The sequence below is a fragment of the Nocardia sp. NPDC003345 genome (genome assembly GCF_053589395.1).
The window spans coordinates 1-24,166 of record NZ_JBSFRU010000022.1; the positions used below are offsets into that span (position 1 = coordinate 1).

A 24,166-nucleotide genomic window follows, 5' to 3' on the forward strand; every position below is an offset into this window, starting at 1 on the left:
AGTGGTCGCCGTCACGGATCTGGTCGATGTCCTCGACCATTTCGGCGACGGACCGTTCGTTCTGGTCGGGCACAGCGCCGGCGGGCCCCTGGTGCGGCTGGCCGCCTCCCGTCGGCCCGCGGCCGTGGCCGGGCTGGTGCTGGTCGACCCCACCGACGAGGCCGCGGAGATGCTGTTCGGCCGCGCTTTCCGGCGGGCCGAGCGAGTGATGATCGCCGTCAACGGAGTGCTCGCGCGCACAGGCGCGTTGAAACTGCTCTTCCGCTGGATGGTGAAAGCGGTTCCGGCGGATGTCGGTGCCGACCTGGAACGGGAGGCGTTCGCGCCCGGGATCATCCGAACCCAGGCCGACCAGAGCCGGACCTATCTCGACGACCTCGAACGCTGGCGCGACGATCCGCCCGAGCTGGGCGATATCCCGGTCACGGTGGTGTCGGGCGGCCGTCCGGGCGACGGGATGAGCACCCGGATCCGCGCGATCGCGAATGCCTCGCACGCCCACCGGGCCGCGTTGTCCCCGGCCGGGCGGCATATCGTCGCACCCGAATCCGGGCACTACGCGCCGATCACCGAACCGGAGCTGCTGGTGACCGAGATCCGGCGGTTGGCGGCTCCGTAGCGGCCGGACCCGCGGCCCGGCCGTGCACGATCCCGGCCAGCGCGGCGTCCGACCAGGCGAGTGCGTCCCGGTCGTAGGTCGAGGTCGTGGCGAGCAGGCCGGTGGCGCCGGTCCGCTCGGCGAGTTCTTCGAGCAGTCGGCGGACCGTGGCCGGAGATCCCGCCGTCGCGGTGGCCAGGCTCGCGTCCACGCGACGCCGGGTCTGCGCACTCCACCGCCGGGACACGATCGACGACACCGGTTCCAGCGGCGGGAATTCGCCGGTGCCACGCGCCCTCGCCATCGCCCAGGCCTCGGGTAATGCCAGCTCCCGGGCCCGCTCGTCGGACTCGGCGACCAGGACCTCCGATGCGATCAGGATTTCGGGCCGGTCCGCGTGCGGTCCCGGTACGAACCCGCGCCGGTACCGCGTGAGTGCCGTGTCCAGCTCGTCACTGTGCAGAATCGGCCCGCCGACCACCGCCGGTAGCCCGAGCCGGGCCGCGATCTCCAATCCCCGGCCGGTGGCCAGGATGAAGGCGGGAGGAGCCGCCGCGCTCACCGGGTGGGCGGTGACCGCCGCCGTCCCGTCGAAGTAGCTCAGTAATTCCCTGACGTCGGCCTCGAAACGGTCCGGTTCCCCCTCGACCTGCCGCATGGCCCGGCGCACCGGGGCCGTGAATGCCGGGGAGCGGCCCAGACCCAGATCGACGCGGCCCGGATACAGCGCCTCCAGCATCAGGAACTGTTCGGCGACGACCAGTGGCCGATGATTCGGCAGCATCACCCCGCCCGCGCCGATCCGGATCGAGGCGGTACGCGCGCCGAGCGCGGCCATCAGCACCGGCGGCGAGCCGGAGGCGATCCCCGGTACCGCGTGGTGTTCGGCCACCCAGAACCGCCGATAACCGGACGCCTCCGCGGCGACCGCCCGGCCGACGGTATGGGCGAGCGCGGCCGCTTCGGGTTCACCCACCCGGGTCCGCGATCGATCCAGTAGCGACAGTTCCACCTCCGGGCCAACGCGGGACGTGCCGATCGTCTTCCCGGCACCCGCCACCAGGCACGAATCCGCGGCACGGAGGTGTCCCGGCGGGCCCGCCGGCCACTCCGAACACGCACTGGCCCACCGCATTAGCACACGCACAGTGGCCGGGGCATCGGGTGCCTCCGATTCGAGCCGGGCCCCGGGATTCGCCTACCATTGTTCAGATCATCTGCCCACCCCCGGAGGATTGTATGGCGCGCAAGGTCATCGTTGAGCTGGTCGACGACTTCGACGGCAGTTCCCAGGCCGAGGAAACGGTCACACTGGCTCTCGACGGTGTCGCCTACGAGATCGACCTCTCGGCCCAGAACGCCGAGAAGCTGCGCGGCATCCTCGGCGCCTGGGCGGCCCACGCCCGCAAGGTCGGCGGCCGGGCCCCGAAGGGTAAGCGGCATCTCCCGCAGGCCGGCGCGACCCAGCAGACCCAGGCCATCCGCGAATGGGCCAGGAAGAACGGTATCGAGGTATCGACCCGTGGCCGGATCTCGGCCGAGGTCGTCGACGCCTACAAGAAGGCCCACCAGTAGCCGGCCCACCGATCCGGTGGCCCCGGCCGCAGGAAGGTCGTAGGACGGCGCCGGCTGGGTCATATCGCGGGCGGGTCCATCGCGAGTAAGATCACAAACAGGTAACGGCGTCTTCATCCGGAGCGACATCCGGACGGTATGCCGGCGCCGTGGCAGTGCCACGCGTCCGCCGGCATCGGTCGGAACCGCCGGGCAGGCATACGCCTGCCCGCCCGGTCCCGTGCTCACCCGGATGAAAGGCCCGCTCCAGTCATGCCCACCCTGTCACCCCGGCACCCCGTCCACCGCCGGTTCCGGCCCGCCACGGCCGCCCTCGCGGTACTGTTCCTGACCTTGTCGCTGTTCGGCGCCGCCACCCCGACCGCCCGGGCGGCGTTCGACCCGGCCGGAATGGATTTCTGGGTCGATTCGGAAATGGGTCCGGTGAAATCGCGGATCTTCCGGGCGGCGGACGGCAATACCTCGCGGGTCGTCTACGCCCTCGACGGTATGCGCGCCCGCGAAGACCTCAGCGGCTGGGAAATCGATACCGATATCGCCCGGGAATTCACCAAGTGGAATATCAATGTGGTGATGCCCGTCGGCGGGCGGTCCAGTTTCTATACCGACTGGAACGCACCGAGCAATTTCCTGGGCATACCGCCGGGAACGGGGTCGGGCAACGGGTCGTCCTCCGGATCGGCTTCGGGCTCGGGCGGTCTGCAGGTGCTGGCGGACGGCCCGGGGAAATCCACCCGCTACACCTGGGAGACCTTCCTCACTCGCGACCTGCCCACGGCATTACGCGACCGCCTGGGGTTCGCGAGCGGGCGCAACGGCGTTTTCGGTCTCTCCATGGGCGGTAGCGCCGCGCTCACCCTGGCCGCACAGTACCCCGGTCAGTTCAGCTTCGCCGGCTCCTACTCCGGGTACCTGAACATCTCGGCACCGGGTATGCGGGAGGCGATCCGGGTCGCGATGATCGACGCGGGTGGGTACAACGTGGATGCCATGGCCGCCCCGTGGGACCCCAAATGGCTGCGGATCGACCCCTTCGTCGCGGCGCCGCGACTGGTCGCGAACAACACCCGCCTCTGGGTCTCGGCGGCGAGCGGTATCCCCGCCGCGACCGATGCCCCGAGTATCGGCACCGTCAACGGGATGGGACTCGAGGCACTCGCCCTGGTGAACACCCGGGCCTTCCAGGTCAGGATGGCGACTCTGGGTGCGGGCAATGTGCACTACGACTTCCCCGCGTACGGTATCCACGCCTGGAACAACTGGGCCGACCAGGCATTGCGGATGCTGCCCGACCTGTCCGCGAATATCGGCTGAATCACCGGCCGGCACCGGTCCGTGCCCGCGCGCACGCGCTGCCGCGGCGACGTTCGAGAGGTAGAGTGCGCCATCGTGCCACTGGATGATGTAATTGTTTCTCCCCCTGGGGAATTCACCCCGGCCGAATCCGCTCCGGAAATGCCGGTAGGACGCAGCTTTCATGCTCGGGACCACTATGTAGTAGGACGGGAGAAAATCCGCGAATTCGCACGCGCGGTACAGGACCATCACCCTGTGCACTGGTCCGAGGACGCCGGTATCGAATTCGGTTACGGTGGCCTCATCGCCCCGCCGACCTTCTTTTCGGTGCCCGGATTCCTGGCCCAGACACAGATGTTCGAATCGGTGATGGCCGGTTACGATCTCAGCCAGATCATGCAGACCGATCAGGTCGTTCGCTATCACAGACCGATCCGCGCCGGTGACCACCTGCATTTCGAGATCCGTCTCGATTCGTTCCGGCAGGCCTTCGGCGGCGATCTGATCGGGTTCGAGAGCCTGGTCACCGATGCCCTGGGTGAACCGGTGCTGTCCTCGCAGATCAGTATCGTCGGCCGCACCGGCGTCGAGTCCGGTCCGGCCGATATCGGCGAGCGGGTCCTCATGCACGGTTTCCGGCCGGGCAGCGCCACCCCGGCACCGGCCGCCCGGAGACCGGATCCGGCCCGGGCCGTGGGCGCGGGCGATCCGGCGCCACTCCCGGCGGGACCGTTCACCCGAGCCTTCGACGAGGTCGCGGTGGGCGACGAACTGCCGCCGCGGGTGGTCCGGCTGCATCAGGGTGATCTGGTGAACTACGCGGGGGTCTCCGGGGATCCCAATCCGATCCATTGGAGCCAGGAGGTCGCCGGGCTCGTCGAACTCGACTCCCCGGTGGCGCACGGCATGCTGACGATCGGTCTCGGCGCAGGGTTCGTGACCTCGTGGCTGGGTGATCCGGGTGCGATGCGCGAATACGCGGTCCGCCTCACCAGCCCGGTCTTCGTGACCCGGGAGGGCGCGGAGGTGGAGTTCACCGGCAAGGTCAAGAGCATGGATCCGGACCGCCGTACCGCGACCGTCGCCATCACCGCCAAGCACCACGGCCGCCGGATCTTCGGCCGGGCGACGGCGACGGTTCGGCTCCGCTGACCGGCCCCGGCGTTCCGGCCGGTGGCATACGGCGGCCCACCCGGACTTGACCTGAATCTATGTCGAGGTTCGATGCTGGTCCTATGAACGACAGCACCGACTCCGGCCGGCCCACGGTCGAGGACACCACGACCGACCACACCGCCGATATCGCCGAGATCGAGCGACTCGTCGCCGATGTCGAGAGCGGATACAACACCAACGATGCCGTCCGCATGGTCGGCGGGTTCATCGCGAACGCCGCCGCCGGAAATGCGGCCGGCGCGGTGATCCGCGGCTATCCGGCGCTCCTGGACGCCGGCGAGCGCGGACTGGCCGGCTTCCTGAAGGACTCCTACGTCCGCTACGACGTGACCGATATCGTCTTCCTGCGCCCCGATATCGCTTTCGCCCACAAGGCCGCCCGGGCCACCACCGCCGATGGCACGCTCATCGACCGCGATCCGGCGATGGTCGCCCTGTACGTACTGGTCCGCGAGGGCGGCCGGTGGTGGGTCGCGGCCCGGCAGAACACTCCGGTACCGGCGAGCGCCTGACCAGCTCGGCGCCGGTGACCCCCGCCCGGTACCCCGGGCCCGGACACCGGTGCCGACCACTGGGCTTGCGGGGTAATACCGGAGTATTATGGTTGGAACCCGTGGCACATGGGCAGTACGAATGGTGGATTGGAGCGTACGAGCTTCTCGACCGCAGCGGCGTCGAGCCCTGGGAAGTGATGGAGGTGCTGTACTCCCCGCAGCGATGGCCCCGCACGGCGACCGGCCGCGAGGGACTTTCGATACCCACCGTATGGGGGCGCACCGGCGACGGCCGCGCACTCGTGGTGGTCCTGCGGTGGCTACGCGCCGATTCCCGGTGGCAGATTCTGCTGGCGCTGCCGATGCGACCACGTCAACTCGCCGAGTACACCGCATGGGAGGCGAACCGAGATGATCGATAACGACCCCGCCCCCGGCTTTCCGCGCACACCGGAGGCCGCCGGGGATTTCCTGGATTCGCTGCGCTACGACGATGCCGCCCCGGCACCGGCGCTGCCGCCGGCCGCCGACCGGATCGAGCAGGGCATGGTGCCCACTTCGTTCAAATGGTCCCCGGAGATGCGCGACCGGGTCCGGCGCAAGGCCGCCGAACAGGGTATGACCGCCTCCATGCTGATCCGCCAATATGTGGAGATGGGTCTGATGAGCGAACAGCCGCAGCGGATGATCCCGCTCGCGGACGCAGTCCGCGCGCTCACCAGTCTCCCGCACTCCGCCTGAGCCGCGGCTACCGGACGCTCCCCGGCGAGCACGGCGCCGATCCGGTTCGCCGGACGGCCGGCGCCGATCAGCCCTGGGTCGCGCCGGGCAGGGAGGCGCCGAGGTCCGGCGCCGGGGCGAGGGCCCGCGGCGGCGCGCTCAACGCGTGCGCCGCGCCGAGACCCGCACCGATTCCGGCACCGATGGTCGCCAGCGGCACCGACATCAGGGCCGCGCCGTAGGCCGCGCCCACCGGCACCGCCGCCAGTCCGATCGGCGCGAACGGTACGCCGACCGCGAACCCGATCGCACCGCCCACACCGGCGCCGATCGCCGCGAACGGGGCCGATGCCACCGCCCCCGCGGCCGCGCCCAACGCGGCGGCCCCCAGGGTCTGGCCGGCCACCCGATCCGAGCGGGTGCGTTCCATCCCGACCGAATCGAGGAAGGTGGCGAAGTTCGCCTCCGTGAGCGCGGCACCGTCGTTGATCTGCACGGCGTGCTCACGGGGCAGCCATTCCGGCGACTGCACCTGCACATCCCCGAACCGCAGGGCTCCCGGCGGCGGCGCGATCGGCGGCACCGGATCGACCGGCCCGGGCGCGTGCAGGACCTCCAGCGGCGACAGGTACTCCCCCGCCGGCACCGGCCGCGCCCACTGCAGCGAGCTCAGGGTGTCGTCGGGGATGTGCCGCCCGAGATAGGGCCGGACATTGGGAGCCTCGGCGTACGGCCACTCTCCGGTATCGGCCGCCTCGGCGCCGGCCACGCCGGGAACTCCTTCGGCGGCCGGAGTGGAGAACACCGCGGGGTCGGCGTTCTCGGTACCGCTCACCGGAATCACGGCTCCGGTATCGGCATTCGCTGTGCCGTTGCCCACCAGGGCCACAACCACCGGGACCGCCCCCGCTACGACCATGGACCCCACCTTCCGCCGACGCGGACTGACTGCTCTGTGCTTGCCGGTGCCCATCTATCGCCTTTCATCCTGAAAGAGATGCTGTCGTTTCACATTCGGATCCACGCCGGGCCCGGATGGGTGGAACGCGGGGCACCGAGCCCGGAAAACGCCTTCCACCACGACTTTCAGCAATGTTCAGTGCACTGGATTCCGGCGCGTCACGGAGCCGGCGGCGCAGGCGCGTCCGAACAGGACGGCTGACAGGTGCCGGGGGTGGGCGTCCCCGTGGGCACCGGTTCGGAACCGAAATCGGCGGTGCTCACCAGGATCATCACCACCAGGGCCACTCCGACGACCAGTCCGAAGATCAGAACGGTGGGCCACAACCAGCTACTGCGCATGGAATTCTCCTCGGCGATCGGGACCACGGGCACAACCGAGCCCTCGGGGTTCACCAGATCGTCCGCGTCGATCGGATTCATCGGGTTGAGCGGACTCGACGGATCCAGTGGGTCCGCCGGGTTGACCGGGGTCACCCGGTTGTATTCGGTACCGTCGTTCTCGGCCATCGAGCCACCTCCAAGTGGTTACGCGGACCGTATACCCCGATCCGTGCGCCGCTCACGGAATTTCCGCGGCGTATCCCGGGATCGGCGACCGCTCCGGTCAACCCGCCGTCGCGCCGGTGTCCCGCTGCTCTCCCAGGCGCATGGGCCGGTCGATATGGTCACGGCCACCCACTCAGAGGCGATCTGGCCCAGTGAATACACCTCGGCGACCTCTTCGAGCGTTTCCAGCAGACTGCGCTGAGGCCCCAGCGACAGCGTCGGCCGGACCATACCGGCGATATGATTCTCGTCCTCGAAGGCCGCGCGATCCGTGTTGTCGACCAGGATCCGCGCCGCGGCCATGACCGATTTCCGGAAGAGCCGGTCCGGTGGCGCATCGCCTTTCTTCGCGGAATATACGAATAGCCCAATAACGGACAAAGAATTCAGAACGGAATAGTGTTCACGTGATCCGGTGGCCCCGAACAAAAATTCGGTTACCCGCCGGGCACTCTCCCGGCATATCCCGGTCTGCCAAAATGGGACGGCGAGCGAAATCGGCGCCGCGAAACCCGGCCCTTATCCGGAACGGGTCAATCCGCCGACGAATCGTCCGGCCGGGTGAGCGGTATCCGCATATCGACGGTGGTGCCGTGCGGCGCGCACACGACGTCCACATCGGGAATCAACGCCCGGATGATGGCCATACCCCGGCCCCGGGCGGTATCCGGGCGATGGTCGGGTGTTTTCCAGCTGCCGTGATCGGCGACGGTGATGCGCAAACCGGACGGGTCGACAGCACCCGACAACCGGATCGTGCCGCCATCGCCGCGATGGCCGTGTTCGACGGCATTGGCGCAGGCCTCACCCACCGCGAGCAGAATGTCGTAGGTGCGGCGCTCGTCGAGCGGGATACCGGCAAGCCATTCCTTCACGGCATGCCGGACTTCGGCCAGTTGCTCTGGCCGGGCCGGGAACTCCAGGACCGTGCTGCGCGCCGGACTGTCCAGTCCTGACGGGCGGGACATCGTCACCTCATCGCCTCCTCAGGGTCTCGGCGGCGGACGTCGGGGGTGGTGCCGGTCCGCGGCTCGAGTGCGTGCTCGCCTTAGCCATACCCATTCGGCAAGGGCGCATGCGATCGAGCGGCGGTGATCACTCTCCCGGGACCCGGCGGCGCCCCCCGACCGGGCGGTGTTTCGCGGAGCCCGGCTGACCTGGACGGCTGCGATGACCGCCGGGCTCCCGATCGGGTAAGTTTACTGCGGATACCGCTTACGGCCCTGCCGCGTCATGCGGCGGGGCCTCGATGCTGCAGAGGTGAGAAAGTGGCGAATTGCGAGCTGGGAGGCCGGCGATGAGCGGCGACAGCGCGTCCCGCATCCTCGATGTGCGGGAGCACACCGAAGACGGCATCGCGATCGTCACCGTGCACGGTGAGGTGGATATGGCCTCGGCGCCACAGCTGCAATCGGCGCTCGAGGAGATCCAGCGCGGCGGCAAGCCGATGATCGTGGATATGTCCGAGGTCGGATTCCTCGGCTCGGCCGGTCTGAGCGTGCTGCTGGTGATCTCCGAAGCCGCCGTAACCGGCGGCCTGCGGGTGGTGGCGTCGGAGGCCGTCCGGCGGCCGATCGAACTGACCGGGCTGGACAAGCTGCTGGCGGTGTACGGCTCACTGGACGCGGCGCTGGCTCCGGGCAGCAGCTCCGCGTCCTGATAGCGCCCCGCGGCTACTGGCCGCGGGGCAGCCGCACCACCTGGACGAAGAAATCGTCGATCTGCTTGATCGCGGCCACGAACTGGTCGAGATCCACCGGTTTGGTCACGTAGGCGTTGGCGTGCAGTTTGTAGCTGCGCAGGATGTCCTCCTCCGCGGCCGAGGTGGTCAGCACGACCACGGGGATATGGGCGAGGTCGGGATCGGCCTTGATCTTCTCCAGCACCTGCCGGCCGTCGTATTTCGGCAGGTTCAGATCGAGCAGGATGAGGTCGGGGCGGGGAGCGTCGCCGTATTCCCCGTTCCGGTACAGGAAATCCAGTGCCTCCTGGCCGTCGTGGGCGACGTGCAGGGTATTGCCGATCTTGTTGTCTTCGAAGGCCTCCCTGGTCATCAGCTCGTCACCCGGATCGTCCTCGACGAGCAGGATATCGATGGGCTGGCCGGGTATCGTCATGCTTTCGCTCCTTCATGGTCGGTACGGGTGGCGGCGGGACCGGCCACACCGGCGCCGACGGGTTCATCGGTGCCGGCGTCGGCGTCGGCGGCCGCGGGATCGGCGTCCGCCACCGTATCGGCGGAGCACAGGGTGAAACAGATCCGGGTGCCACCGGTGTGCGCGGTATCGATCCAGATTCGCCCACCGTGGTACTCGACGATCTTCTTGCAGACCGCGAGCCCGATACCGGTGCCGCTGTACTCGTCGCGGGCGTGCAGGCGCTGGAAGATGACGAACACCTTCTCCGCGAATTCCGGTGCGATCCCGATTCCGTTATCGGTCACCGAGAACACCTGATCACCCGGTTCACCGGCCTGCTGCCCCAGCTCGATGCGGACCACCGGCGCCAGATCCGGGGTGCGGAACTTGATGGCGTTGCTGATCAGGTTCTGCCAGAGCATGGTCAGCAGGGTGGGGTCACCCACGATCTCGGGCAGTTCCGCGGGCCGTTCGACCACGGCACCGGTCTCCTCGATCGAGGCCGAGAGATTGTTCAATGCCTTGTCCAGCGGCCGCTCCAGGTGTACCGGTTCGGCGGTATCGCCCACCCGGCCGACCCGGGAGAAGGTAAGCAGATCGTTGATCAGTACCTGCATCCGTTTGGCACCGTCGACCGCGAAATCGATGTACTGCTTCCCGCGATCGTCGAGCTGGGTGGCGTAGCGCTTCTCCAACAGCTGGCAGAACGACGCCACCTTGCGCAGCGGTTCCTGCAGGTCGTGAGAGGCCACATAGGCGAACTGTTCCAGCTCGGCGTTGGACCGCCGCAGCTCCTCGGTCTGCAGGTCGAGCTCCACCGTCTGCTTGCGCAGGCGGTCGCTGCTGGACTGTGAGGAGGCGAGTTCGGCGACGATTCGCCGGCGCATCTCCTCCACCGCTTCGGCCACCTGCGCGATATCGGCGGGTCCCCGGGGGTCGATGTGATGGTCGAATTCGCCGTTGCCCACCCGCAACGAGGATTCGGTGAGTTCGGCCAGTGGCCGCACGACGAGCCGGCGCAGCAGCACGGTCAGCGCGGTGCCGGTCAACAGGAACACCAGCACCATGCCCACCAGGACCAGGTTGCGGATGGTCCGCGCGTGTTCGAGCGCCTCGCGGTCGGCCGCGACCGCGGCCATCAGGTGTTCGTTCTGCGCGGTGAACACGGTGCGCAGCTGATCGAATACGGCCTTGGCGCGCACCGCGGTGGCAGCGGCGCGTTCCCGGGCATCGGTCGTGGTGCCGCTGGCGGCGAGCGGATCGGCATAGTCGGTCCGCCACTGCTGCGACAGCTGATCGATCGAGTCCAGATCGGTGAGCAGATCGGTGCGGCCCGCCAGCAGTTCGCGCATGCGGTCGGTGGCGCGGGTCTGATCCCGGCGGCCCTCGGTGTAGGGCTCGAGGAATTGCGGATCGGCGGCGATCGCGTACCCGCGCAGACCCGTCTCCTGGTTGATGAGCGCGCTCTGTAACCGATAGGCCTCGGCGGAGGCGGGCTGCGTCTGCTCGACCAGCCGGTCGGTCACGGCGTTCGTATCGGCGATCACCCGCGCGCCCGCCAGCGCACCCAGCAGGACCACGAGGATCATCAGCGCGAAGACCAGCTGGAACCAGGCGCGTGCGGTCAGCCGGCCAACCACCGTCGGGGAGTCGGGTGCCGTCATGGGCGCGTTCCTCTCCGCGCCGGGTTCCAGCGCACGTTCATGATGGCCAGGTCGTCGTCGAGACCACCCGCCTCGATGGCCAGGGCCTCGACCCGGCCGATCAGCTCGTCGACGAAATCCTCGGGATGGCAGCCGGGGATGGCCCGGGCGACGCGGAGCAGTCCGTCTTCGCCGAGTCGTTCCCCGCGGCTGCCCACCCGGCCTTCGAACAGGCCGTCGGTGAACAGGGTCAGTCCGGCGTCGGCGGCCAGCTCGATCTCGGTGGCGGGCCAGTGCGCGCGGCCGGGCATGAAGCCCAGCGCGGCACCGCCCGGGACCTCCAGCCAGGTCAGCTGGTCGCCGGTGTGATGGAGCATGCCCGGGTGCCCGGCGCGGCGGATCCGGACCCGTCCGGTGGCGGGGTCGAAGACCAGACTGGTGGCGGTGGCGAAGGTCTGCCGATCGGTCCGCTCGGCCAGCAGTACCTCTTCCAGCAGCCGCAGCCGCCGCTCACCTGTCACTCCGGTGAGGACCAGCGTGCGCCAGGCCAATCGCAATGCGACCCCCGCGGCCGCGGCATCGGGACCGTGTCCGGAGACATCGCCGATCACGGCGTGCACCGACCCGTCACCGACCTGGACGACATCGAAGAAATCCCCGCCCAGCAGCGAATGCGCCCGTCCGGGCCGATAGCGCGAGACCACTTCCACGGCCCGGTCGGCACCGAAGAGCGGGGTGGGGAGCAGGCCGCGTTCGAGCCGGGCGTTCTCGGCGGCCCGCATCTGGCTGGCCTGCAGCGCCGCGCTGGTGCGTTCGGCCTGTTTACGCTGGATGGCGTAGCGCACCGCGCGGGCGAACAACTCCGGTTCAACCCGGCCCTTGACCAGATAGTCCTGGGCACCGGAGGCCAGGGCGGTCAGGCCGGTGCGTTCCTGATCGAGACCGGTCATCACCACGACGGCGACCTGGTCGTTGTGGGCCCGGACCCCGGCCAGCGCGTCGAGGCCCTGGGCGTCGGGCAGTCCCAGGTCGAGCAGTACGCAGTCGGGAACCTCCGCCCTGATCCGCGCACCGGCCTCGGCGATCGTGCGAACCCAGACCAGCCGCATATCGGCTTCCGCGTCGGCGACCAGTTCCTCGACGAGCAGGGCATCGCCGGGGTCGTCCTCCACCAGCAGCACCACCGGTGCCCGGGGCGGGCGGCCGGTCTCACCGACGGGCTCGAGCTCCGCACCGAAGGTGTCACCCCGCACGGCCACCGCCGGACACCGCGCATCTCGATGGAACCGATACGAGGAACCCCGGGACGGGCCCGGGCCTCCGATCGCGAACAGCGCGGACCTCCGCGGCTGGCAACGACACCTTGGCCTCCGATCACACAGGAAACGGCGCCGAGCCGCGCCCATTCACTCAGCGGCCGGTTGCTGGACCGAGAGGCAGCATGATCGTAGCGGATGGGCGGACCCGGCAGCGATACAGCGGTCGCGGGGCAACCGCGGGACGTGAGGTGTCCCACTGAGGCCTTCCGTCGCCATTGCGCCAGGTCATGACCGGCGTGGGCCGAACCTCGCGACCGTGGCCGCGGCCGGGGGCGGCTCAGTTATGTACGGGTTATCCGGCCGGCCCGGCCTCCTTGCCGAATGCGCCGGAACACCGGAACGAGACGGCTCCCGCGACGTGCGGCGCCGCCGGCCCGGACACGCCCTCGATGAACCACGCGCGTCCGGCGTCCTTTTCGTCACGCGGGCCCCGCGATCCGCACGGTTCGAGCCGGGCGGAACCCGCCGGCCGGGAAACGCACTATTGCGGATTCACTATGACGCCGGGCCCGAATGTGATTGATACCACTGCCTTTCAAGCAAATGATCAGCACACGGCACCGGCGCTGTTGTCGTACGGTCGAGGCCCGCGAAACACCGAATACCCGGATCGCCCGGTAGGACCTGGATGGACATGCTGCACCTCGAACACTTCGCGTTCGGCTGGCTCACACCGGCTCTCGCGTTCTTCCTGTCGGCAACGGGCTGCACCATCGGACTGCAGTGCACCAAACAGGCGCGGCTCGGGCGGCGGCGGTTCGGCTGGCTGGTCCTGGCCGCCTTCGCGATCGGCGGAACCGGAATCTGGGTCATGCATTTCATCGCGATGCTGGGATTCTCCATCGACGGCGCGCAGATCCGGTTCGATGTGCCGTTCACCGTACTCAGCGCGGTGATCGCGATCGTGGTCACGGGTATCGGCCTCTACTTGGCCAGTGCCCCGCGGGCGGGCGTACTCACCCTGGGGACCGGCGGCGTCATCACCGGATTGGGTATCGGCGCGATGCACTACACCGGGATGTACGCCATGAAGACCGACGCGCATATCGAGTACGACGCTGTGCGGGTGGCGCTTTCACTGGCGATCGCGGTGGTCGCGGCGACGGCCACGCTGTGGTTCAGCGTACGGTCCTGGGGGGTGGTGTCCACGGTGGCCGCGGCACTGGTGATGGCGGCGGCCATCGCGACCATGCACTACACCGGGATGTCCGCCATGCACGCGCATCCGGTCAGCGGGGCGGCCGATCCGCAGGGCGCCGAGGCGTTCCAGGTGCTGGGCCCGCTACTGGGCGGCCTGAGCATTCTGACGCTGGTATTGCTGATCGGTGTGACCATGGCGCTGACGAACCCGCACGGGACGCCGAAGACCGTCCGCTCGGAGTGAATCCCGCACCGCGTCCGGTCACACGAGCTCAGCCGAACAGACCCCGCACGAACGGGACCGAATCCGGCAGTGAGGCGTTCACTGCTCCGCTGTGATCGGTGGGATAGACCCTCAGCGTGACGGGCTCCCCGTTCGCGGCCAGGACCGCGGCGAACCGCAGGTTTTCCGGCGTCACCACATCGGTATCGCGCAGACCCTGTCCGAGGAACAGCGGACGGTCGTACCCGGATTCGGCCAGTGCGAAATACGCACCGATCAGGGCACGCAGATCGGGGATATCGGACAGCGGCCGGGTGAAGAGGTCACCGATGACCACATTCCGGGCGGCCAGTTCCGCTCCGAACGGGGTCAGGCATTCGGTGCGCGCCCGGTCGAGCCATTGGCGGCCGGAGTCGGTGAGGAAGCTCTCGATACCGAGATCCGGGTGGGTGGTGCGCAGACCGTTGAGGAAATAGAGCACGTAGGCGGTCCCGTGCGGTCCCAGCTCCACCGGCGGTACACCCGGACCGAGCAACCCGAAGACATCCTCGAGATAGGCGGGGACGCCGGTACCGACCGCACCTCGGTAGTCGAGTTCGCCGCCACCGAAGTCGGTGGCGTGGCGGGCCGTGGCCACCGCGGCGGCGCCGCCCTGTGATTGCCCGACCACCGCCCAGCGATTCGACAGCGCCGGATAGTGCCCGGCGGCGGCCCGCACCGCGTCGACGATATTGTGCGCCTCCACGATCCCGTTGAGATAGGGATGGTCGCCCGGTGTGCCCAGGCCCGCGTAATCGGCGGCGACGATGGCGTAACCCTGGTCCAGCCAGGTACGCAGATAGGCGTGATCGCGTTCGACCGCACTGGGTCCGGCGAGGCTGTAGGCGCAGGAGTCGCCTATTCCGACGGTGCCGTGCGCCCACGCGATAACCGGCCAGCCGCCGGGCGGGGGCGTGCCGGGTGGGAAGTAGACCGCCGCGCCGGCGACCGTCGGCCGGTCGTTCACCGTGGTCGTCGTGTAGAGCATCCGGTCGGTGGCCGCCGACCCCGGCAGGACGGCAGCCGGCGGCGCTGTCTCGATCGAGGCGACCCGGCCCACCCCGGTGTCGGCGTTCGCGGGACCGGCGACGGGTCCGGAACTCGCCGCCGCACCCAGCAGCGCCGCAACCGTGACCGCGCGTACTACCCGCATCCTCGTTCGTCCTCTCCTCGGTTCTCCGCGACGCCCCACGAGGGCGCGGGGCCAGTCTGACAGCCGGGCCACCGATCGGCGCCCGCGGCACCCGGCCGCCGGCGATCCGAACTCCGCACCCCGGCTCGAGAGCCCTCAGGTCTCGAATTCATCAACTCCCGCGCACCCCGTTCCACACCGGGGCGGCCGGTGGAAAGCTGTACGCCGGTAGCGGCGCTCCCCGGGTGCCGCTGCGGTAACCGCGGCGGCACCGGGCCGCCGGTCGGCACGCTCGGGCCTCAGCACATCGACCACTGCGAAACCGGCCCGCCCGCGGCGGGCCGCGAAAGGTGAGAATCATGAAGCTGACAGTCATCGGCGGTACCGGACGAATCGGCTCGCAGGTCGTCGGGAAACTGACCGCCGCCGGTCACGACGCCGTTGCGGCGGCACCCTCCACGGGCGTGGACCTGATCACCGGAGCCGGGATCGACGAGGCGGTGGCCGGGGCCGACGTCGTGGTCAACCTGGCGAATTCGCCGACGTTCGACGAGGGGTCGCTGGATTTCTTCCGGGTATCGGTCGGCAATCTGCTGGCGGCGAGCGAGCGCGCGGGCGTCGGGCATCAGGTCGTGCTGTCCATCGTCGGCGTCGACCGGGTCCCGCAGCTGGACTACTACCGGGCCAAGACGCTGCAGGAGGAACTGGTCGCGAAGGGGCCGACGCCCTATTCGATCGTCCGGGCCACCCAGTTCTTCGAATTCATGGATTCGGTGCTGGGCTGGACCACCGAGGGGAACACGGTCCGGCTGCCCACGACCCGGCTCCAGCCGATGGCCGCCGCCGATGTGGTCGACGCGGTGGTCGGCGTGGCCACCGGGACGCCGCTACAGGGCATCCGCGAAGTGGCCGGACCGGATGTGTTCCCGCTGGACGATCTGGGCCGGATCACGCTGGCCGCACAGCGTGACGACCGCATCGTGGTCACCGACGAGACCGCGGGGATGTTCGGTGCGGTGCAGGGCGATGTCCTGATCGCGGGTCCGGATGCCCGGACGGCGCCGACGCACTACCGGGATTGGCTCCGATCGTCCTGACCGACGGCACGCCCTTCGTTCAGGCCGGATGGCCCGGCTCGAGGTCGATCACCTGGTGCAATCGCAGGGCCGACGGCGTGGGCTCCGGCGCGTGGGCGTCCTCGGGTGCCAGCAGCAGGCCCAGGTGGTCGCCGAAATCGTGGCGGGAGAGAATGCGCCCGCAGAACCAGCCGGCGGCATCGCGTAGCACCGGCACCCCGTGTGGGCCGGGGTGCCAATCGCAGCGCGCGAATTTGTCGATCTCGTCGCCGGTCCGCGCGCCGAACAACTCCGCCAGATCACGGTCACCGGCGCCGAGGACGTGCACGGCGGCGTACTCGGCACCCGCCGCCACCCGGTAGGTGCGGTTGGTCTCGGACAGGCAGATCAGGAATCGCGGCGGATCCATCCCGGCCTGCGAGGCGAACCCCACGAGACATCCGGCCCGCTCCGTCCCGTCGTGCAGGGTGACCACGTAGACCGGGGCGTCGGCGGCGGCCACCAGGGCGTCGAACGCGCGGCGGTCGGAATTCTCCGGCATGACCCGTGTATATCAGGCCGTGACCGGGCGGGCCGGGTTCAGGTACCGGCCGGATCGGCGGCCAGGGTCGCCAGCGCCGCCCGGAGTTTGGCGGCCGCCTCGGCCGCGACGGGCCGCAGCTCCGGTTCCCCGGTGACCTCGACCATGACATCGGGGTTCATCGCCTCGACGAGGACGGTCGCGGGGTCGGCGGGGTCCTTCCGGACCACGACGTTGCAGGGCAGCAACAGTCCGATGCGCCGGTCCACGCCGACCGCCCGATGCGCCAGCGGCGGATTGCATGCGCCGAGAATGAGATAGTCCTCCATCTCGACACCGATCTTCTGGTGCAGCGTGGCGCGCATATCGATTTCGGTCAGGACACCGAAGCCCTGATCGGCGAGCACGGTGCGGGTGCGTGCGACCGCGTCCTCGAACGAGGTACGCAGTGCGGTGGTCAGTGCGAGGGTCATGGGTAGGCCTCCTTCGGCTTCCGATGCGACGGTTCCCCGGCCGGGCCGGGGAACTCCTCTCCTTGTGCCCGGACACGGGTTGCGTTCGGCAGGCGGCCGGGCGGTACAGCCTCGCACTATACCCCCGGGGGTATAGTCGCCCGAGCCCGGAGACAGCATGGCCGCCGCCCCGTCACCAGCCGTCCCGTCCGGTAGCAATATGCTATTTCAGCTGGTTTACGGCTGTAGTATCGCGGCGTCGACCGATGCTTGCCCACCCGTGACGAGCGCACCTCCCGGCCCACCGTCGCTTTCGGCACGGAAGCCGGACCGGAGTGCGGGCCACGAACCCGACCACGGAAGGTGACCGACCCCATGGACGCCGACAGCGCTACCGCCCCCGCGGTCGCCGATCGCATCTTCCACGCCGTACTCGGTGCCGTCGATATGTTCGCGATCTACCTCGGCGACCGGCTCGGCTGGTACCACAGCCTGGCCGCCGACGGGCCCGCGACCGCCGGACAACTCGCCGGACGCACCGCCACCCACCCCCGCTACGCCCGGGAATGGCTGGAACAGCAGGCGGTCACCGGATTGCTGGCGGTGCACCGCGACGGTCCGGCCGAGGAGCGGATGTTCGCCATCTCCCCCGCCACGGCCGAAGTGCTGACCGACCCCCACAGTCTCGAATATCTGGCGCCGATCGCCCGGCTGTTCGGCGCGGCCGGGCCCGCGCTCCCGAAACTGCTCGAGGCCTATCGCACCGGCGGCGGGGTCACCTGGGACGAACTCGGCGACGATGCCCGCTACGGCCAGGCCGACGGTAACCGTCCCTGGTACGAGCACCGGCTCGCCGCCGCCCTGGCGACCGTGCCCGAAGTGGACACCGTCCTGCGCGGCCCCGGTACCCGCATCCTGGATATCGGCTGCGGTGCCGGGTGGTCGGCGCTCGCGCTGGCTCGCGCCTATCCGGAGGCCCGGGTACTCGGGGTCGATATCGACGCGCCCTCGGTCGAGGCGGCGCGGCACAATGCCGCCGCGGCCGGTCTCGGCCAGCGGGCCGAGTTCCGGGTATCCGACGCCGCGCGGCTGCCCACCGGCGACGCCGATATCGCGTTCGCCTTCGAATGTGTGCACGATATGCCGCGCCCGGTGGAGGTGCTGGCGGCGGTCCGGCGGGCGTTGGCGCCGGGCGGATCCCTGGTGGTGATGGACGAGGCGGTCGCCGACGAATTCGCCCCGGACGGCGGCGACCTCGAACGGCTGATGTACGGCTTCAGCCTGTTCGTCTGCCTGCCCGACGGGATGTCGAGCCCGCCGAGTGTGGGCACCGGCACCGTGATGCGGCCCGCCACGCTACGCCGGTACGCTCTCGACGCGGGTTTCAGCACCGTCGACGTCCTGCCCATCCAGGATTTCGGCTTCTGGCGCTTCTACCGCCTCACCTGACACCGGCCGGCGCGCGTCCGTCTCACCCCGGTGCCGCGGCCGCCGCGCCGTCGGGACCCACCCAGTCGGCCATGACCTCGGCCAGCGCCCGCACTCCGGCGTGACAGTCCGTATCCCGCGCGAACTCCGCGGGCGAATGCGAGACCCCGGTGGGATTGCGCACGAACAGCATCGCCGTGGGCACCACCTCCGAGAGGATCCCGGCATCGTGCCCGGCGGCGGTCGGCAGGACCGGAACCTCGCCGAGGTGGGCCAGCGCCCGCACTATGCGGGCGCGGGTGGGAGCGGGGAATTCGACGACAGGGGTGACGGATTCGGCCTCGATCCGCAGGCCGATCCCGGATGCCGCGGCGTCCCGGCCCGCCTGGTCGCCGATATCGGCGACCAGGCGGCGCAGTGTGTCCTCGTCGGCGGCCCGGGCGTCGAGCCAGGCCAGAACCTCCGAGGCGATGGCGTTGGCGCCGTTGGGCAGTACCCGCACCTTGCCGAATGTCGCCACCGCCGCGTGGAGTTCGGCGGCGCGGCGGGCCGTGAGAACGGTGCCGGCATAGGTGAGCATCGGATCGCGCCGGTCGGGCAACCGGGTCGCTCCCGCGTGATTGGCCTCACCGGTGAACGCGAAAACCCACCGCCCGTGCGGCCAGATGGAGGAGGCCACCGCCACCGGATGGCCCAGAACGTCCAGGGCGCGGCCCTGTTCGACGTGCAGTTCCACGAACACCCCCACCCGGCGCGCCAACGCCGGATCCGGGCCCAGACTGCGCGGGTCACGCCCGGCCCGGGTCAGTGCTTCGGCGAGGGTGAGCCCGTCGGCATCACGCAGGCCCAGCGCCCGGTCCGGGGCCAGTGCCCCGGTGCTCAGTTGCGACCCCACACAGGCCACCCCGAACCGGGCGCCCTCCTCGTCGCTGAACGCGACCACCGCCACCGGCCGCCGGGGCACGATCCCGCGCGCACGGAGCTCGTCTACGGCGGCGAAGGCGCTCACGATACCCAGCGGCCCGTCGAACGCGCCGCCGTCGGGCACCGAATCCAGATGCGAGCCGGTGACGAAGGCGTCGACGGGGTCACCGGTCCATCCCGGCGGCAGCCACCACGCCCACAGATTGCCGTTGCGATCCGCCTCCACCGTCATCCCGCGGGCCGCCGCGCAGCCGGTGAACCATTCGCGCAGGGTGAGATCGGCGTCGTTCCAGGCATAGCGCCGGTACCCCCCGGTATCCGGGGACCGCCCGATATCGGCGATCTCCTGCCAGAGCGTATCGAAGGCCCGCACCGTCGAACCCGTCATATCCGCCCCGGAATCCAGGTCGTACCGGCCAGCGGCACCCCCGCCATCGCGGCGGCCTCGACGGTCAGCGCCACCAGATCCTCCGGTTCGAGATTGCGCAGATGCGATTTGCCGCAGGCGCGGGCCAGTGTCTGCGCCTCCATGGTGAGCACCCGCAGATAGTTCGCCAGCCGCTGCCCGGCGGCCACCGGATCGAGGTTGCGGGCGAGTTCGGGGTCCTGGGTGGTGATACCGGCCGGGTCGCGGCCCGCCTGGAAATCGTCGTAGCAGCCGGCGGCCGAGCCGAGGGCGGCGTACTGCTCGGCGTAGCGCGGGCTGTTGTCCCCGAGTGCGATGAGTGCAGCGGTCCCGATCGCCACCGCGTCCGCGCCCAGGGCCATCGCCTTGGCGACGTCGGCGCCGCTGCGGATCCCACCCGACACGATGAGCTGCACCTTCCGGTGCATCTCGAGTTCCTGCAGCGCCCGTACCGCCTGCGGCAGGGCCGCGAGCGTCGGGATACCGACGTGTTCGATGAACACGTCCTGGGTCGCGGCGGTACCGCCCTGCATACCGTCGACCACCACGACATCGGCGCCGGCCTGCACCGCGAGTTTCACGTCGTAGTAGGTCCGGGTCGCCCCGACCTTCACATAGACCGGTGTGCGCCAGCCGGTGATCTCACGCAGCTCGATGATCTTGATCGCGAGATCGTCGGGCCCGGTCCAGTCCGGGTGCCGGCAGGCCGAGCGCTGATCCACCCCCTGCGGCAGGGTGCGCATCCGGGCCACCCGCTCGGTGATCTTCTGTCCCAGCAACATCCCGCCGCCGCCGGGTTTGGCACCCTGCCCGAGCACGATCTCGATGGCGTCGGCCTTGCGCAGATCGTCGGGATTCATCCCGTACCGCGATGGAAGATACTGGTAGACCAGCTTTTCCGATTGACCGCGTTCTTCGGCGGTCATACCGCCGTCACCGGTGGTCGTGGAGGTGCCCACCGCGCTCGCGCCCCGCCCGAGCGCCTCCTTCGCCGGACCCGACAGCGCCCCGAAACTCATCCCGGCGATGGTGACCGGGATATCGAGATGCAAGGGCTTCTCGGCGTAGCGGTCACCGAGTACGACATCGGTATCGCACCGCTCCCGGTACCCCTCGAGCGGATAGCGGGACATGGAGGCACCCAGGAACAGCAGATCGTCGAAATGCGGTAGCGGGCGTTTGGCGCCCCAGCCCCGGATATCGTAGATACCCGTCTCGGCCGCGCGCTGGATCTCGGCGATCACCGAACGCGGGAAGGTGGCGGATTCACGCAGAGCCGGGTTCGGCGGCGCGGGAGTGGTCATAGCGGTCTCCTGGTTCGGCTCAGTAGGCGCCGAGATTGTCGACGTGGAAGTTGTAGAGGGTGCGCGCCGAGCCGTAGCGGGTGAAATCGCCCGGGTCGGCGTCGAATCCGGCTGCCGCGAGCAGATCGCGCAATTCGGCCAGATGTTCGGCCCGCATCGGCTTCTCGACACAGTCCGCGCCGAGCGAGGCGACCGTGCCGCGAACGTAGATCCGCGCCTCGTACAGCGAATCACCCAGCGCCGCACCGGCGTCGCCGCAGACGACCAGGCGTCCGGCCTGCCCCATGAAGGCGCTCATATGCCCGATATCGCCGCCGACCACGATATCCACGCCCTTCATCGAGATACCGCAGCGCGCGGCCGCGTTCCCCTCGATCACCAGGAGCCCGCCATGGGCGGTGGCGCCGGCCGACTGGGAGGCATCGCCGGTGACCCGGACGGTCCCCGACATCATGTTCTCCGCCAGGCCCACTCCCGCGTTGCCGTGCACCGTGATATCGGCCCGCTGATTCATTCCCGCGCAGTAGTAGCCGACATGGCCCTGCACGGTGACCTCGATATCGTCGTCGAGCCCGCAGGCCACGGCATGCGCGCCCCGCGGCGCCGTGAGGGTCACCCGGCGCGGGGCGCCGGCGGCGTGCAATACGGCGTTGACCTCCCGGACCGTGCGAATTCCCAGGTCCAGGCATACCGGCGCCTCGGGGTGGGCGCGGGTGACGGGCGCCGCGGCGCTCACTGTCGGTGCCATACGTAGATCTCCTCCGGTTCGGGTTCGAAGAGGCGGGCCCGGTCCACGCCGGGCAGCGCGGCCAGCGCCCGGAATTCCGAGGCCATGGCCACCCACCGCTCGGTTTCGGCGACCACCGCGGGTTTGCAGGCGATCGGATCGCGCACCACCGCGAAGGATTCGCGCGTCGCGACCAGCAGGGTGTAGAAGCCGTCGAAACGTTCGGCGAGCAGGCGCAGCGCCTTGTCCAGATCGGCGCCCTCGGCCAGTTGCCGTGCGATGAAGCGGGCGCCCACCTCGGTGTCGTTCGCACTGTCGAATACGACCCCCGCCCGTTCGAGTTCGTGCGCGACGCTCATATGGTTCGAGAACGACCCGTTGTGCACCAGGCACTGATCGGGCCCGACCGAGAACGGATGCGAACCCGCCGCCGTGACCGCCGATTCGGTGGCCATCCGGGTGTGGGCCACGCCCTGCCAGCCCGCCGCCGACGGCAGCCCGAACCGGCGGGCGAGCGCACTCGGATCACCGACACCCTTGAGCACCGCGAGGTCGTGACCGGACCCGATGACCCGGGCCGCCGGCGCCGCCCGGCGGGCCGCCTCGACCAGGGTCCGGGTATCGGTATCGGCGTAGAGCAGGGTGGTCGGTTCCAGGTCGATACCGGTGACCAGCGCGCCGATATCGATACCGATCTCCGCGGCCAGTTCCCCGGCGGATACCGGCACGTCGAGCAGGCTGACGGTCACCGCGCCCGGCGGCGACCACGCCGGATCACCGTAGATGGCCATACCGGCCGAATCCGGGCCGCGCTCGCACATCTGGTCGAGCATGCCGGTGAGCAGTTCGCCCAGCCGGGGATAGAGCGCCGGATCACGCAGGTGCAGGCCGACTATTCCGCACATCGATAACTCCCTCGTACTGTCGCGAATATCAGAAAGCGGTCAGGTATTCGTCGATTTCCCAGGCGGATACGGTGTTGTGCCAGGCGAAGAATTCCTCCCGTTTGAGCCGGGAGAAGTATTCGCCGACACCCGCACCCGCACCGTCGAGCGCCCCGGACACCACCGGATCGGCGTCGAGCGCGTCCATCGCGTGCAACAGGGTCATCGGCAGCATGTCGCCGCCGGGCCCGGCACCGGGGGCGCCGGGGTCGAGTTCGCGGGCGATCCCGTCCAGCCCGGCCGCCACCCCGGCGGCGACGGCCAGATACGGGTTGGCCGAACCGTCGCCGCCGCGCAGTTCCACCCGGTTCCCGTCGGGGACCCGGAGATAGTGGGTGCGGTCGTTTCCGCCGTAGGTGGCGTACCGGGGCGACCAGGTGGCGCCGCTACTGGTGGAGACCGCGCCCAGCCGTTTGTAGGAGTTCACCGTCGGGGCCAGCACCGCCTGCAGGGCGCAGGCGTGCTCGAGCAGCCCGCCGATGAAGGAATAGGCGAGCGGCGACAGTCCCAGGCCGCGGGTATCGGCACCGTCGGGAAACAGCGACTTCTCCGTGTCCCACAGCGACAGGTGCAGATGCATCCCGGAGCCGGTGCGGTCGGCGAAGGGTTTGGGCATGAAGGTGGCCCGCATACCGCGTTTCTCGGCGATCACCGAGAGCAGATATCGCGCGGTGATCACCCGGTCGGCGGTCGTCATGGCCTCGGCGTAGGCGAAGTTCTGTTCGAACTGGCCGTTGGCGTCCTCGTGATCGCTGGCGTAGTTGCCCCAGCCCAGGGTGTTCATCGCGGCCGAGATCTCGGTGAGGTGGTCGTACATCCGGGTCACGTCGCGGGCGTCGTAACACGGCTGCCGGCTGGTGTCGGAGCGGTCCGCGGTGTGCAGGGTGCCGTCGGCGTCCCGATTCACCAGGAAGTATTCGATCTCCGCGCCGACCTTCACGGTCAGCCCGCGCGCCGCGGCCCGTCGCAGCGCCTCGGCCAGGACGACCCGCGGCGCGAACGGCCAGGGCTTGCCCTCGACATGCGGATCGCAGTGCACCAGCGCCAATCCCGGGCGGACGAACGGGATCGGGGTGAACGAGGCCGGATCCGGGACCGCGACCAGATCGGGGTCGGCGGGCCGCTGCCCCATCGTGCCGGCGGCGTACCCGGCGAATCCCGCGCCGTCGGCCTCGAGCTGGTCCACCGCTTCGACCGGCACCAATTTGGCGCACGGTTTTCCCGACAGCGTCGTGAACAACGCGAGGATGTAATCGATACCCCCGGCCCGGGCCAGAGCGCCGAGTGTCGCGGGCGCGGCGGCGGCGGGGGCGCCGGAGACCGGCGCGGGTGCGGTGTCGAGTGCCATGGGAACTCCAGGTGGTCGATCGGTGGGAAGGTGGT

At 69.6% G+C, this 24,166-nt stretch carries 26 protein-coding genes; 11 read left to right on the forward strand and 15 right to left on the reverse strand.

Features of this window, described 5'->3' with window-relative positions:
- A partial coding sequence (locus ACWDU1_RS04800; RefSeq protein ID WP_449995931.1) for an alpha/beta fold hydrolase occupies positions 1–619 on the forward strand: 619 nt, incomplete at its 5' end.
- On the opposite strand, the gene ACWDU1_RS04805 is transcribed toward ACWDU1_RS04800, so the two are convergent.
- On the reverse strand, positions 567–1,610 hold the full coding sequence (locus ACWDU1_RS04805; RefSeq protein ID WP_449995932.1) for an MsnO8 family LLM class oxidoreductase: 1,044 nt from the start codon (positions 1,608–1,610) through the stop codon (positions 567–569). The genes ACWDU1_RS04800 and ACWDU1_RS04805 overlap by 53 nt on opposite strands.
- 227 nt (positions 1,611–1,837) lie before the next feature.
- Between ACWDU1_RS04805 and ACWDU1_RS04810 the strand changes: the two genes are divergently transcribed.
- From ACWDU1_RS04810 to ACWDU1_RS04835, 6 genes are all read left to right on the forward strand, one after another.
- Positions 1,838–2,173, forward strand: coding sequence for a histone-like nucleoid-structuring protein Lsr2 (locus ACWDU1_RS04810; protein WP_449995933.1), 336 nt, complete (start codon positions 1,838–1,840; stop codon positions 2,171–2,173).
- Between the two features lie 252 nt (positions 2,174–2,425).
- Complete coding sequence (locus ACWDU1_RS04815; protein WP_449995934.1) at positions 2,426–3,487, forward strand: alpha/beta hydrolase; 1,062 nt, start codon at positions 2,426–2,428, stop codon at positions 3,485–3,487.
- A 141-nt stretch (positions 3,488–3,628) separates the two neighbouring features.
- Complete coding sequence (locus tag ACWDU1_RS04820; RefSeq protein WP_449995935.1) at positions 3,629–4,621, forward strand: fused (3R)-hydroxyacyl-ACP dehydratase subunits HadA/HadB; 993 nt, start codon at positions 3,629–3,631, stop codon at positions 4,619–4,621.
- 83 nt (positions 4,622–4,704) lie between these two features.
- Positions 4,705–5,157, forward strand: coding sequence for an SgcJ/EcaC family oxidoreductase (locus ACWDU1_RS04825; protein WP_449995936.1), 453 nt, complete (start codon positions 4,705–4,707; stop codon positions 5,155–5,157).
- Between the two features lie 101 nt (positions 5,158–5,258).
- A complete protein-coding gene (locus tag ACWDU1_RS04830; RefSeq protein WP_449995937.1) occupies positions 5,259–5,561 on the forward strand; it encodes a hypothetical protein in 303 nt (100 codons plus the stop codon).
- Positions 5,551–5,880 carry a hypothetical protein gene (locus ACWDU1_RS04835; RefSeq protein WP_449995938.1) on the forward strand — a complete coding sequence of 110 codons (330 nt, stop codon included), beginning with the start codon at positions 5,551–5,553 and terminating at the stop codon, positions 5,878–5,880. Before ACWDU1_RS04830 ends, ACWDU1_RS04835 begins: the two co-directional genes overlap by 11 nt.
- A gap of 67 nt (positions 5,881–5,947) precedes the next feature.
- Here ACWDU1_RS04835 and ACWDU1_RS04840 read toward each other — a convergent pair whose 3' ends face one another.
- From ACWDU1_RS04840 to ACWDU1_RS04850, 3 genes are all read right to left on the reverse strand, one after another.
- Positions 5,948–6,778 (reverse strand): hypothetical protein, encoded by an 831-nt coding sequence (locus tag ACWDU1_RS04840; RefSeq protein ID WP_449995939.1) that lies wholly within the window; start codon positions 6,776–6,778, stop codon positions 5,948–5,950.
- Between the two features lie 200 nt (positions 6,779–6,978).
- Positions 6,979–7,329, reverse strand: coding sequence for a hypothetical protein (locus tag ACWDU1_RS04845; RefSeq protein ID WP_449995940.1), 351 nt, complete (start codon positions 7,327–7,329; stop codon positions 6,979–6,981).
- A 572-nt stretch (positions 7,330–7,901) separates the two neighbouring features.
- On the reverse strand, positions 7,902–8,336 hold the full coding sequence (locus ACWDU1_RS04850) for an ATP-binding protein (protein WP_449995941.1): 435 nt from the start codon (positions 8,334–8,336) through the stop codon (positions 7,902–7,904).
- A gap of 329 nt (positions 8,337–8,665) precedes the next feature.
- On the opposite strand from ACWDU1_RS04850, the gene ACWDU1_RS04855 reads away from it, so the two are divergent.
- Positions 8,666–9,028 (forward strand): STAS domain-containing protein, encoded by a 363-nt coding sequence (locus ACWDU1_RS04855; protein WP_449995942.1) that lies wholly within the window; start codon positions 8,666–8,668, stop codon positions 9,026–9,028.
- A gap of 13 nt (positions 9,029–9,041) precedes the next feature.
- Here ACWDU1_RS04855 and ACWDU1_RS04860 read toward each other — a convergent pair whose 3' ends face one another.
- Genes ACWDU1_RS04860 through ACWDU1_RS04870 form a run of 3 tightly spaced genes read right to left on the reverse strand, consistent with a single transcriptional unit; the run spans position 9,042 to position 12,408 of the window.
- Positions 9,042–9,485: a response regulator gene (locus ACWDU1_RS04860; RefSeq protein WP_449995943.1), complete on the reverse strand. Its 444-nt coding sequence runs from the start codon at positions 9,483–9,485 to the stop codon at positions 9,042–9,044.
- On the reverse strand, positions 9,482–11,170 hold the full coding sequence (locus tag ACWDU1_RS04865) for a sensor histidine kinase (RefSeq protein ID WP_449995944.1): 1,689 nt from the start codon (positions 11,168–11,170) through the stop codon (positions 9,482–9,484). The genes ACWDU1_RS04860 and ACWDU1_RS04865 overlap by 4 nt, the downstream gene beginning before the upstream one ends.
- Positions 11,167–12,408 (reverse strand): PP2C family protein-serine/threonine phosphatase, encoded by a 1,242-nt coding sequence (locus ACWDU1_RS04870; protein ID WP_449995945.1) that lies wholly within the window; start codon positions 12,406–12,408, stop codon positions 11,167–11,169. The genes ACWDU1_RS04865 and ACWDU1_RS04870 overlap by 4 nt, the downstream gene beginning before the upstream one ends.
- 688 nt (positions 12,409–13,096) lie before the next feature.
- Between ACWDU1_RS04870 and ACWDU1_RS04875 the strand changes: the two genes are divergently transcribed.
- Positions 13,097–13,852, forward strand: coding sequence for an MHYT domain-containing protein (locus ACWDU1_RS04875; RefSeq protein ID WP_449995946.1), 756 nt, complete (start codon positions 13,097–13,099; stop codon positions 13,850–13,852).
- A gap of 28 nt (positions 13,853–13,880) precedes the next feature.
- On the opposite strand, the gene ACWDU1_RS04880 is transcribed toward ACWDU1_RS04875, so the two are convergent.
- The gene (locus ACWDU1_RS04880; RefSeq protein ID WP_449995947.1) at positions 13,881–15,023 is read right to left on the reverse strand and encodes an alpha/beta hydrolase; all 1,143 of its coding nucleotides are present in this window, start codon (positions 15,021–15,023) and stop codon (positions 13,881–13,883) included.
- 338 nt (positions 15,024–15,361) lie between these two features.
- Between ACWDU1_RS04880 and ACWDU1_RS04885 the strand changes: the two genes are divergently transcribed.
- Positions 15,362–16,099, forward strand: a complete 738-nt coding sequence (locus ACWDU1_RS04885) for an SDR family oxidoreductase (protein WP_449995948.1) — start codon at positions 15,362–15,364, stop codon at positions 16,097–16,099.
- Between the two features lie 19 nt (positions 16,100–16,118).
- Here the strand turns inward: ACWDU1_RS04885 and ACWDU1_RS04890 are convergent, their stop codons facing one another.
- Together ACWDU1_RS04890 and ACWDU1_RS04895 are read right to left on the reverse strand one after the other, a co-directional pair.
- Complete coding sequence (locus tag ACWDU1_RS04890) at positions 16,119–16,619, reverse strand: flavin reductase family protein (RefSeq protein ID WP_449995949.1); 501 nt, start codon at positions 16,617–16,619, stop codon at positions 16,119–16,121.
- Positions 16,620–16,657: 38 nt separating this feature from the next.
- Positions 16,658–17,071 (reverse strand): DUF302 domain-containing protein, encoded by a 414-nt coding sequence (locus ACWDU1_RS04895; RefSeq protein ID WP_449995950.1) that lies wholly within the window; start codon positions 17,069–17,071, stop codon positions 16,658–16,660.
- Between the two features lie 354 nt (positions 17,072–17,425).
- Between ACWDU1_RS04895 and ACWDU1_RS04900 the strand changes: the two genes are divergently transcribed.
- Positions 17,426–18,499: a class I SAM-dependent methyltransferase gene (locus ACWDU1_RS04900; RefSeq protein WP_449995951.1), complete on the forward strand. Its 1,074-nt coding sequence runs from the start codon at positions 17,426–17,428 to the stop codon at positions 18,497–18,499.
- Positions 18,500–18,521: 22 nt separating this feature from the next.
- Here the strand turns inward: ACWDU1_RS04900 and ACWDU1_RS04905 are convergent, their stop codons facing one another.
- Genes ACWDU1_RS04905 through glnT form a run of 5 tightly spaced genes read right to left on the reverse strand, consistent with a single transcriptional unit; the run spans position 18,522 to position 24,131 of the window.
- Positions 18,522–19,775: an allantoate amidohydrolase gene (locus tag ACWDU1_RS04905; protein ID WP_449995963.1), complete on the reverse strand. Its 1,254-nt coding sequence runs from the start codon at positions 19,773–19,775 to the stop codon at positions 18,522–18,524.
- An 11-nt stretch (positions 19,776–19,786) separates the two neighbouring features.
- Entirely contained in the window at positions 19,787–21,112 is a 1,326-nt protein-coding gene (locus tag ACWDU1_RS04910; protein WP_449995952.1) for an FMN-binding glutamate synthase family protein, read from the reverse strand.
- Positions 21,113–21,131: 19 nt separating this feature from the next.
- A complete protein-coding gene (locus ACWDU1_RS04915) occupies positions 21,132–21,860 on the reverse strand; it encodes a GltB/FmdC/FwdC-like GXGXG domain-containing protein (RefSeq protein ID WP_449995953.1) in 729 nt (242 codons plus the stop codon).
- Positions 21,845–22,744, reverse strand: a complete 900-nt coding sequence (locus ACWDU1_RS04920) for a class II glutamine amidotransferase (protein WP_449995954.1) — start codon at positions 22,742–22,744, stop codon at positions 21,845–21,847. The genes ACWDU1_RS04915 and ACWDU1_RS04920 overlap by 16 nt, the downstream gene beginning before the upstream one ends.
- 28 nt (positions 22,745–22,772) lie before the next feature.
- On the reverse strand, positions 22,773–24,131 hold the full coding sequence (gene glnT / locus ACWDU1_RS04925; RefSeq protein WP_449995955.1) for a type III glutamate--ammonia ligase: 1,359 nt from the start codon (positions 24,129–24,131) through the stop codon (positions 22,773–22,775).
- Positions 24,132–24,166 lie beyond the last annotated feature (35 nt).

What these genes read in the sequence shown, in the direction of transcription:
- glnT (WP_449995955.1), bottom strand. Translation starts at nt 24,131, where the DNA reads ATGGCACTCGACACCGCACCCGCGCCGGTCTCCGGCGCCCCCGCCGCC.
- ACWDU1_RS04895 (WP_449995950.1), bottom strand. Translation starts at nt 17,071, where the DNA reads ATGACCCTCGCACTGACCACCGCACTGCGTACCTCGTTCGAGGACGCG.
- ACWDU1_RS04845 (WP_449995940.1), bottom strand. Translation starts at nt 7,329, where the DNA reads ATGGCCGAGAACGACGGTACCGAATACAACCGGGTGACCCCGGTCAAC.
- ACWDU1_RS04815 (WP_449995934.1), top strand. Translation starts at nt 2,426, where the DNA reads ATGCCCACCCTGTCACCCCGGCACCCCGTCCACCGCCGGTTCCGGCCC.
- ACWDU1_RS04850 (WP_449995941.1), bottom strand. Translation starts at nt 8,336, where the DNA reads ATGTCCCGCCCGTCAGGACTGGACAGTCCGGCGCGCAGCACGGTCCTG.
- ACWDU1_RS04865 (WP_449995944.1), bottom strand. Translation starts at nt 11,170, where the DNA reads ATGACGGCACCCGACTCCCCGACGGTGGTTGGCCGGCTGACCGCACGC.
- ACWDU1_RS04810 (WP_449995933.1), top strand. Translation starts at nt 1,838, where the DNA reads ATGGCGCGCAAGGTCATCGTTGAGCTGGTCGACGACTTCGACGGCAGT.
- ACWDU1_RS04890 (WP_449995949.1), bottom strand. Translation starts at nt 16,619, where the DNA reads ATGCCGGAGAATTCCGACCGCCGCGCGTTCGACGCCCTGGTGGCCGCC.
- ACWDU1_RS04825 (WP_449995936.1), top strand. Translation starts at nt 4,705, where the DNA reads ATGAACGACAGCACCGACTCCGGCCGGCCCACGGTCGAGGACACCACG.
- ACWDU1_RS04875 (WP_449995946.1), top strand. Translation starts at nt 13,097, where the DNA reads ATGGACATGCTGCACCTCGAACACTTCGCGTTCGGCTGGCTCACACCG.
- ACWDU1_RS04900 (WP_449995951.1), top strand. Translation starts at nt 17,426, where the DNA reads ATGGACGCCGACAGCGCTACCGCCCCCGCGGTCGCCGATCGCATCTTC.
- ACWDU1_RS04840 (WP_449995939.1), bottom strand. Translation starts at nt 6,778, where the DNA reads ATGGTCGTAGCGGGGGCGGTCCCGGTGGTTGTGGCCCTGGTGGGCAAC.
- ACWDU1_RS04860 (WP_449995943.1), bottom strand. Translation starts at nt 9,485, where the DNA reads ATGACGATACCCGGCCAGCCCATCGATATCCTGCTCGTCGAGGACGAT.
- ACWDU1_RS04855 (WP_449995942.1), top strand. Translation starts at nt 8,666, where the DNA reads ATGAGCGGCGACAGCGCGTCCCGCATCCTCGATGTGCGGGAGCACACC.
- ACWDU1_RS04915 (WP_449995953.1), bottom strand. Translation starts at nt 21,860, where the DNA reads ATGGCACCGACAGTGAGCGCCGCGGCGCCCGTCACCCGCGCCCACCCC.
- ACWDU1_RS04910 (WP_449995952.1), bottom strand. Translation starts at nt 21,112, where the DNA reads ATGACCACTCCCGCGCCGCCGAACCCGGCTCTGCGTGAATCCGCCACC.
- ACWDU1_RS04920 (WP_449995954.1), bottom strand. Translation starts at nt 22,744, where the DNA reads ATGTGCGGAATAGTCGGCCTGCACCTGCGTGATCCGGCGCTCTATCCC.
- ACWDU1_RS04820 (WP_449995935.1), top strand. Translation starts at nt 3,629, where the DNA reads ATGCCGGTAGGACGCAGCTTTCATGCTCGGGACCACTATGTAGTAGGA.
- ACWDU1_RS04880 (WP_449995947.1), bottom strand. Translation starts at nt 15,023, where the DNA reads ATGCGGGTAGTACGCGCGGTCACGGTTGCGGCGCTGCTGGGTGCGGCG.
- ACWDU1_RS04835 (WP_449995938.1), top strand. Translation starts at nt 5,551, where the DNA reads ATGATCGATAACGACCCCGCCCCCGGCTTTCCGCGCACACCGGAGGCC.
- ACWDU1_RS04885 (WP_449995948.1), top strand. Translation starts at nt 15,362, where the DNA reads ATGAAGCTGACAGTCATCGGCGGTACCGGACGAATCGGCTCGCAGGTC.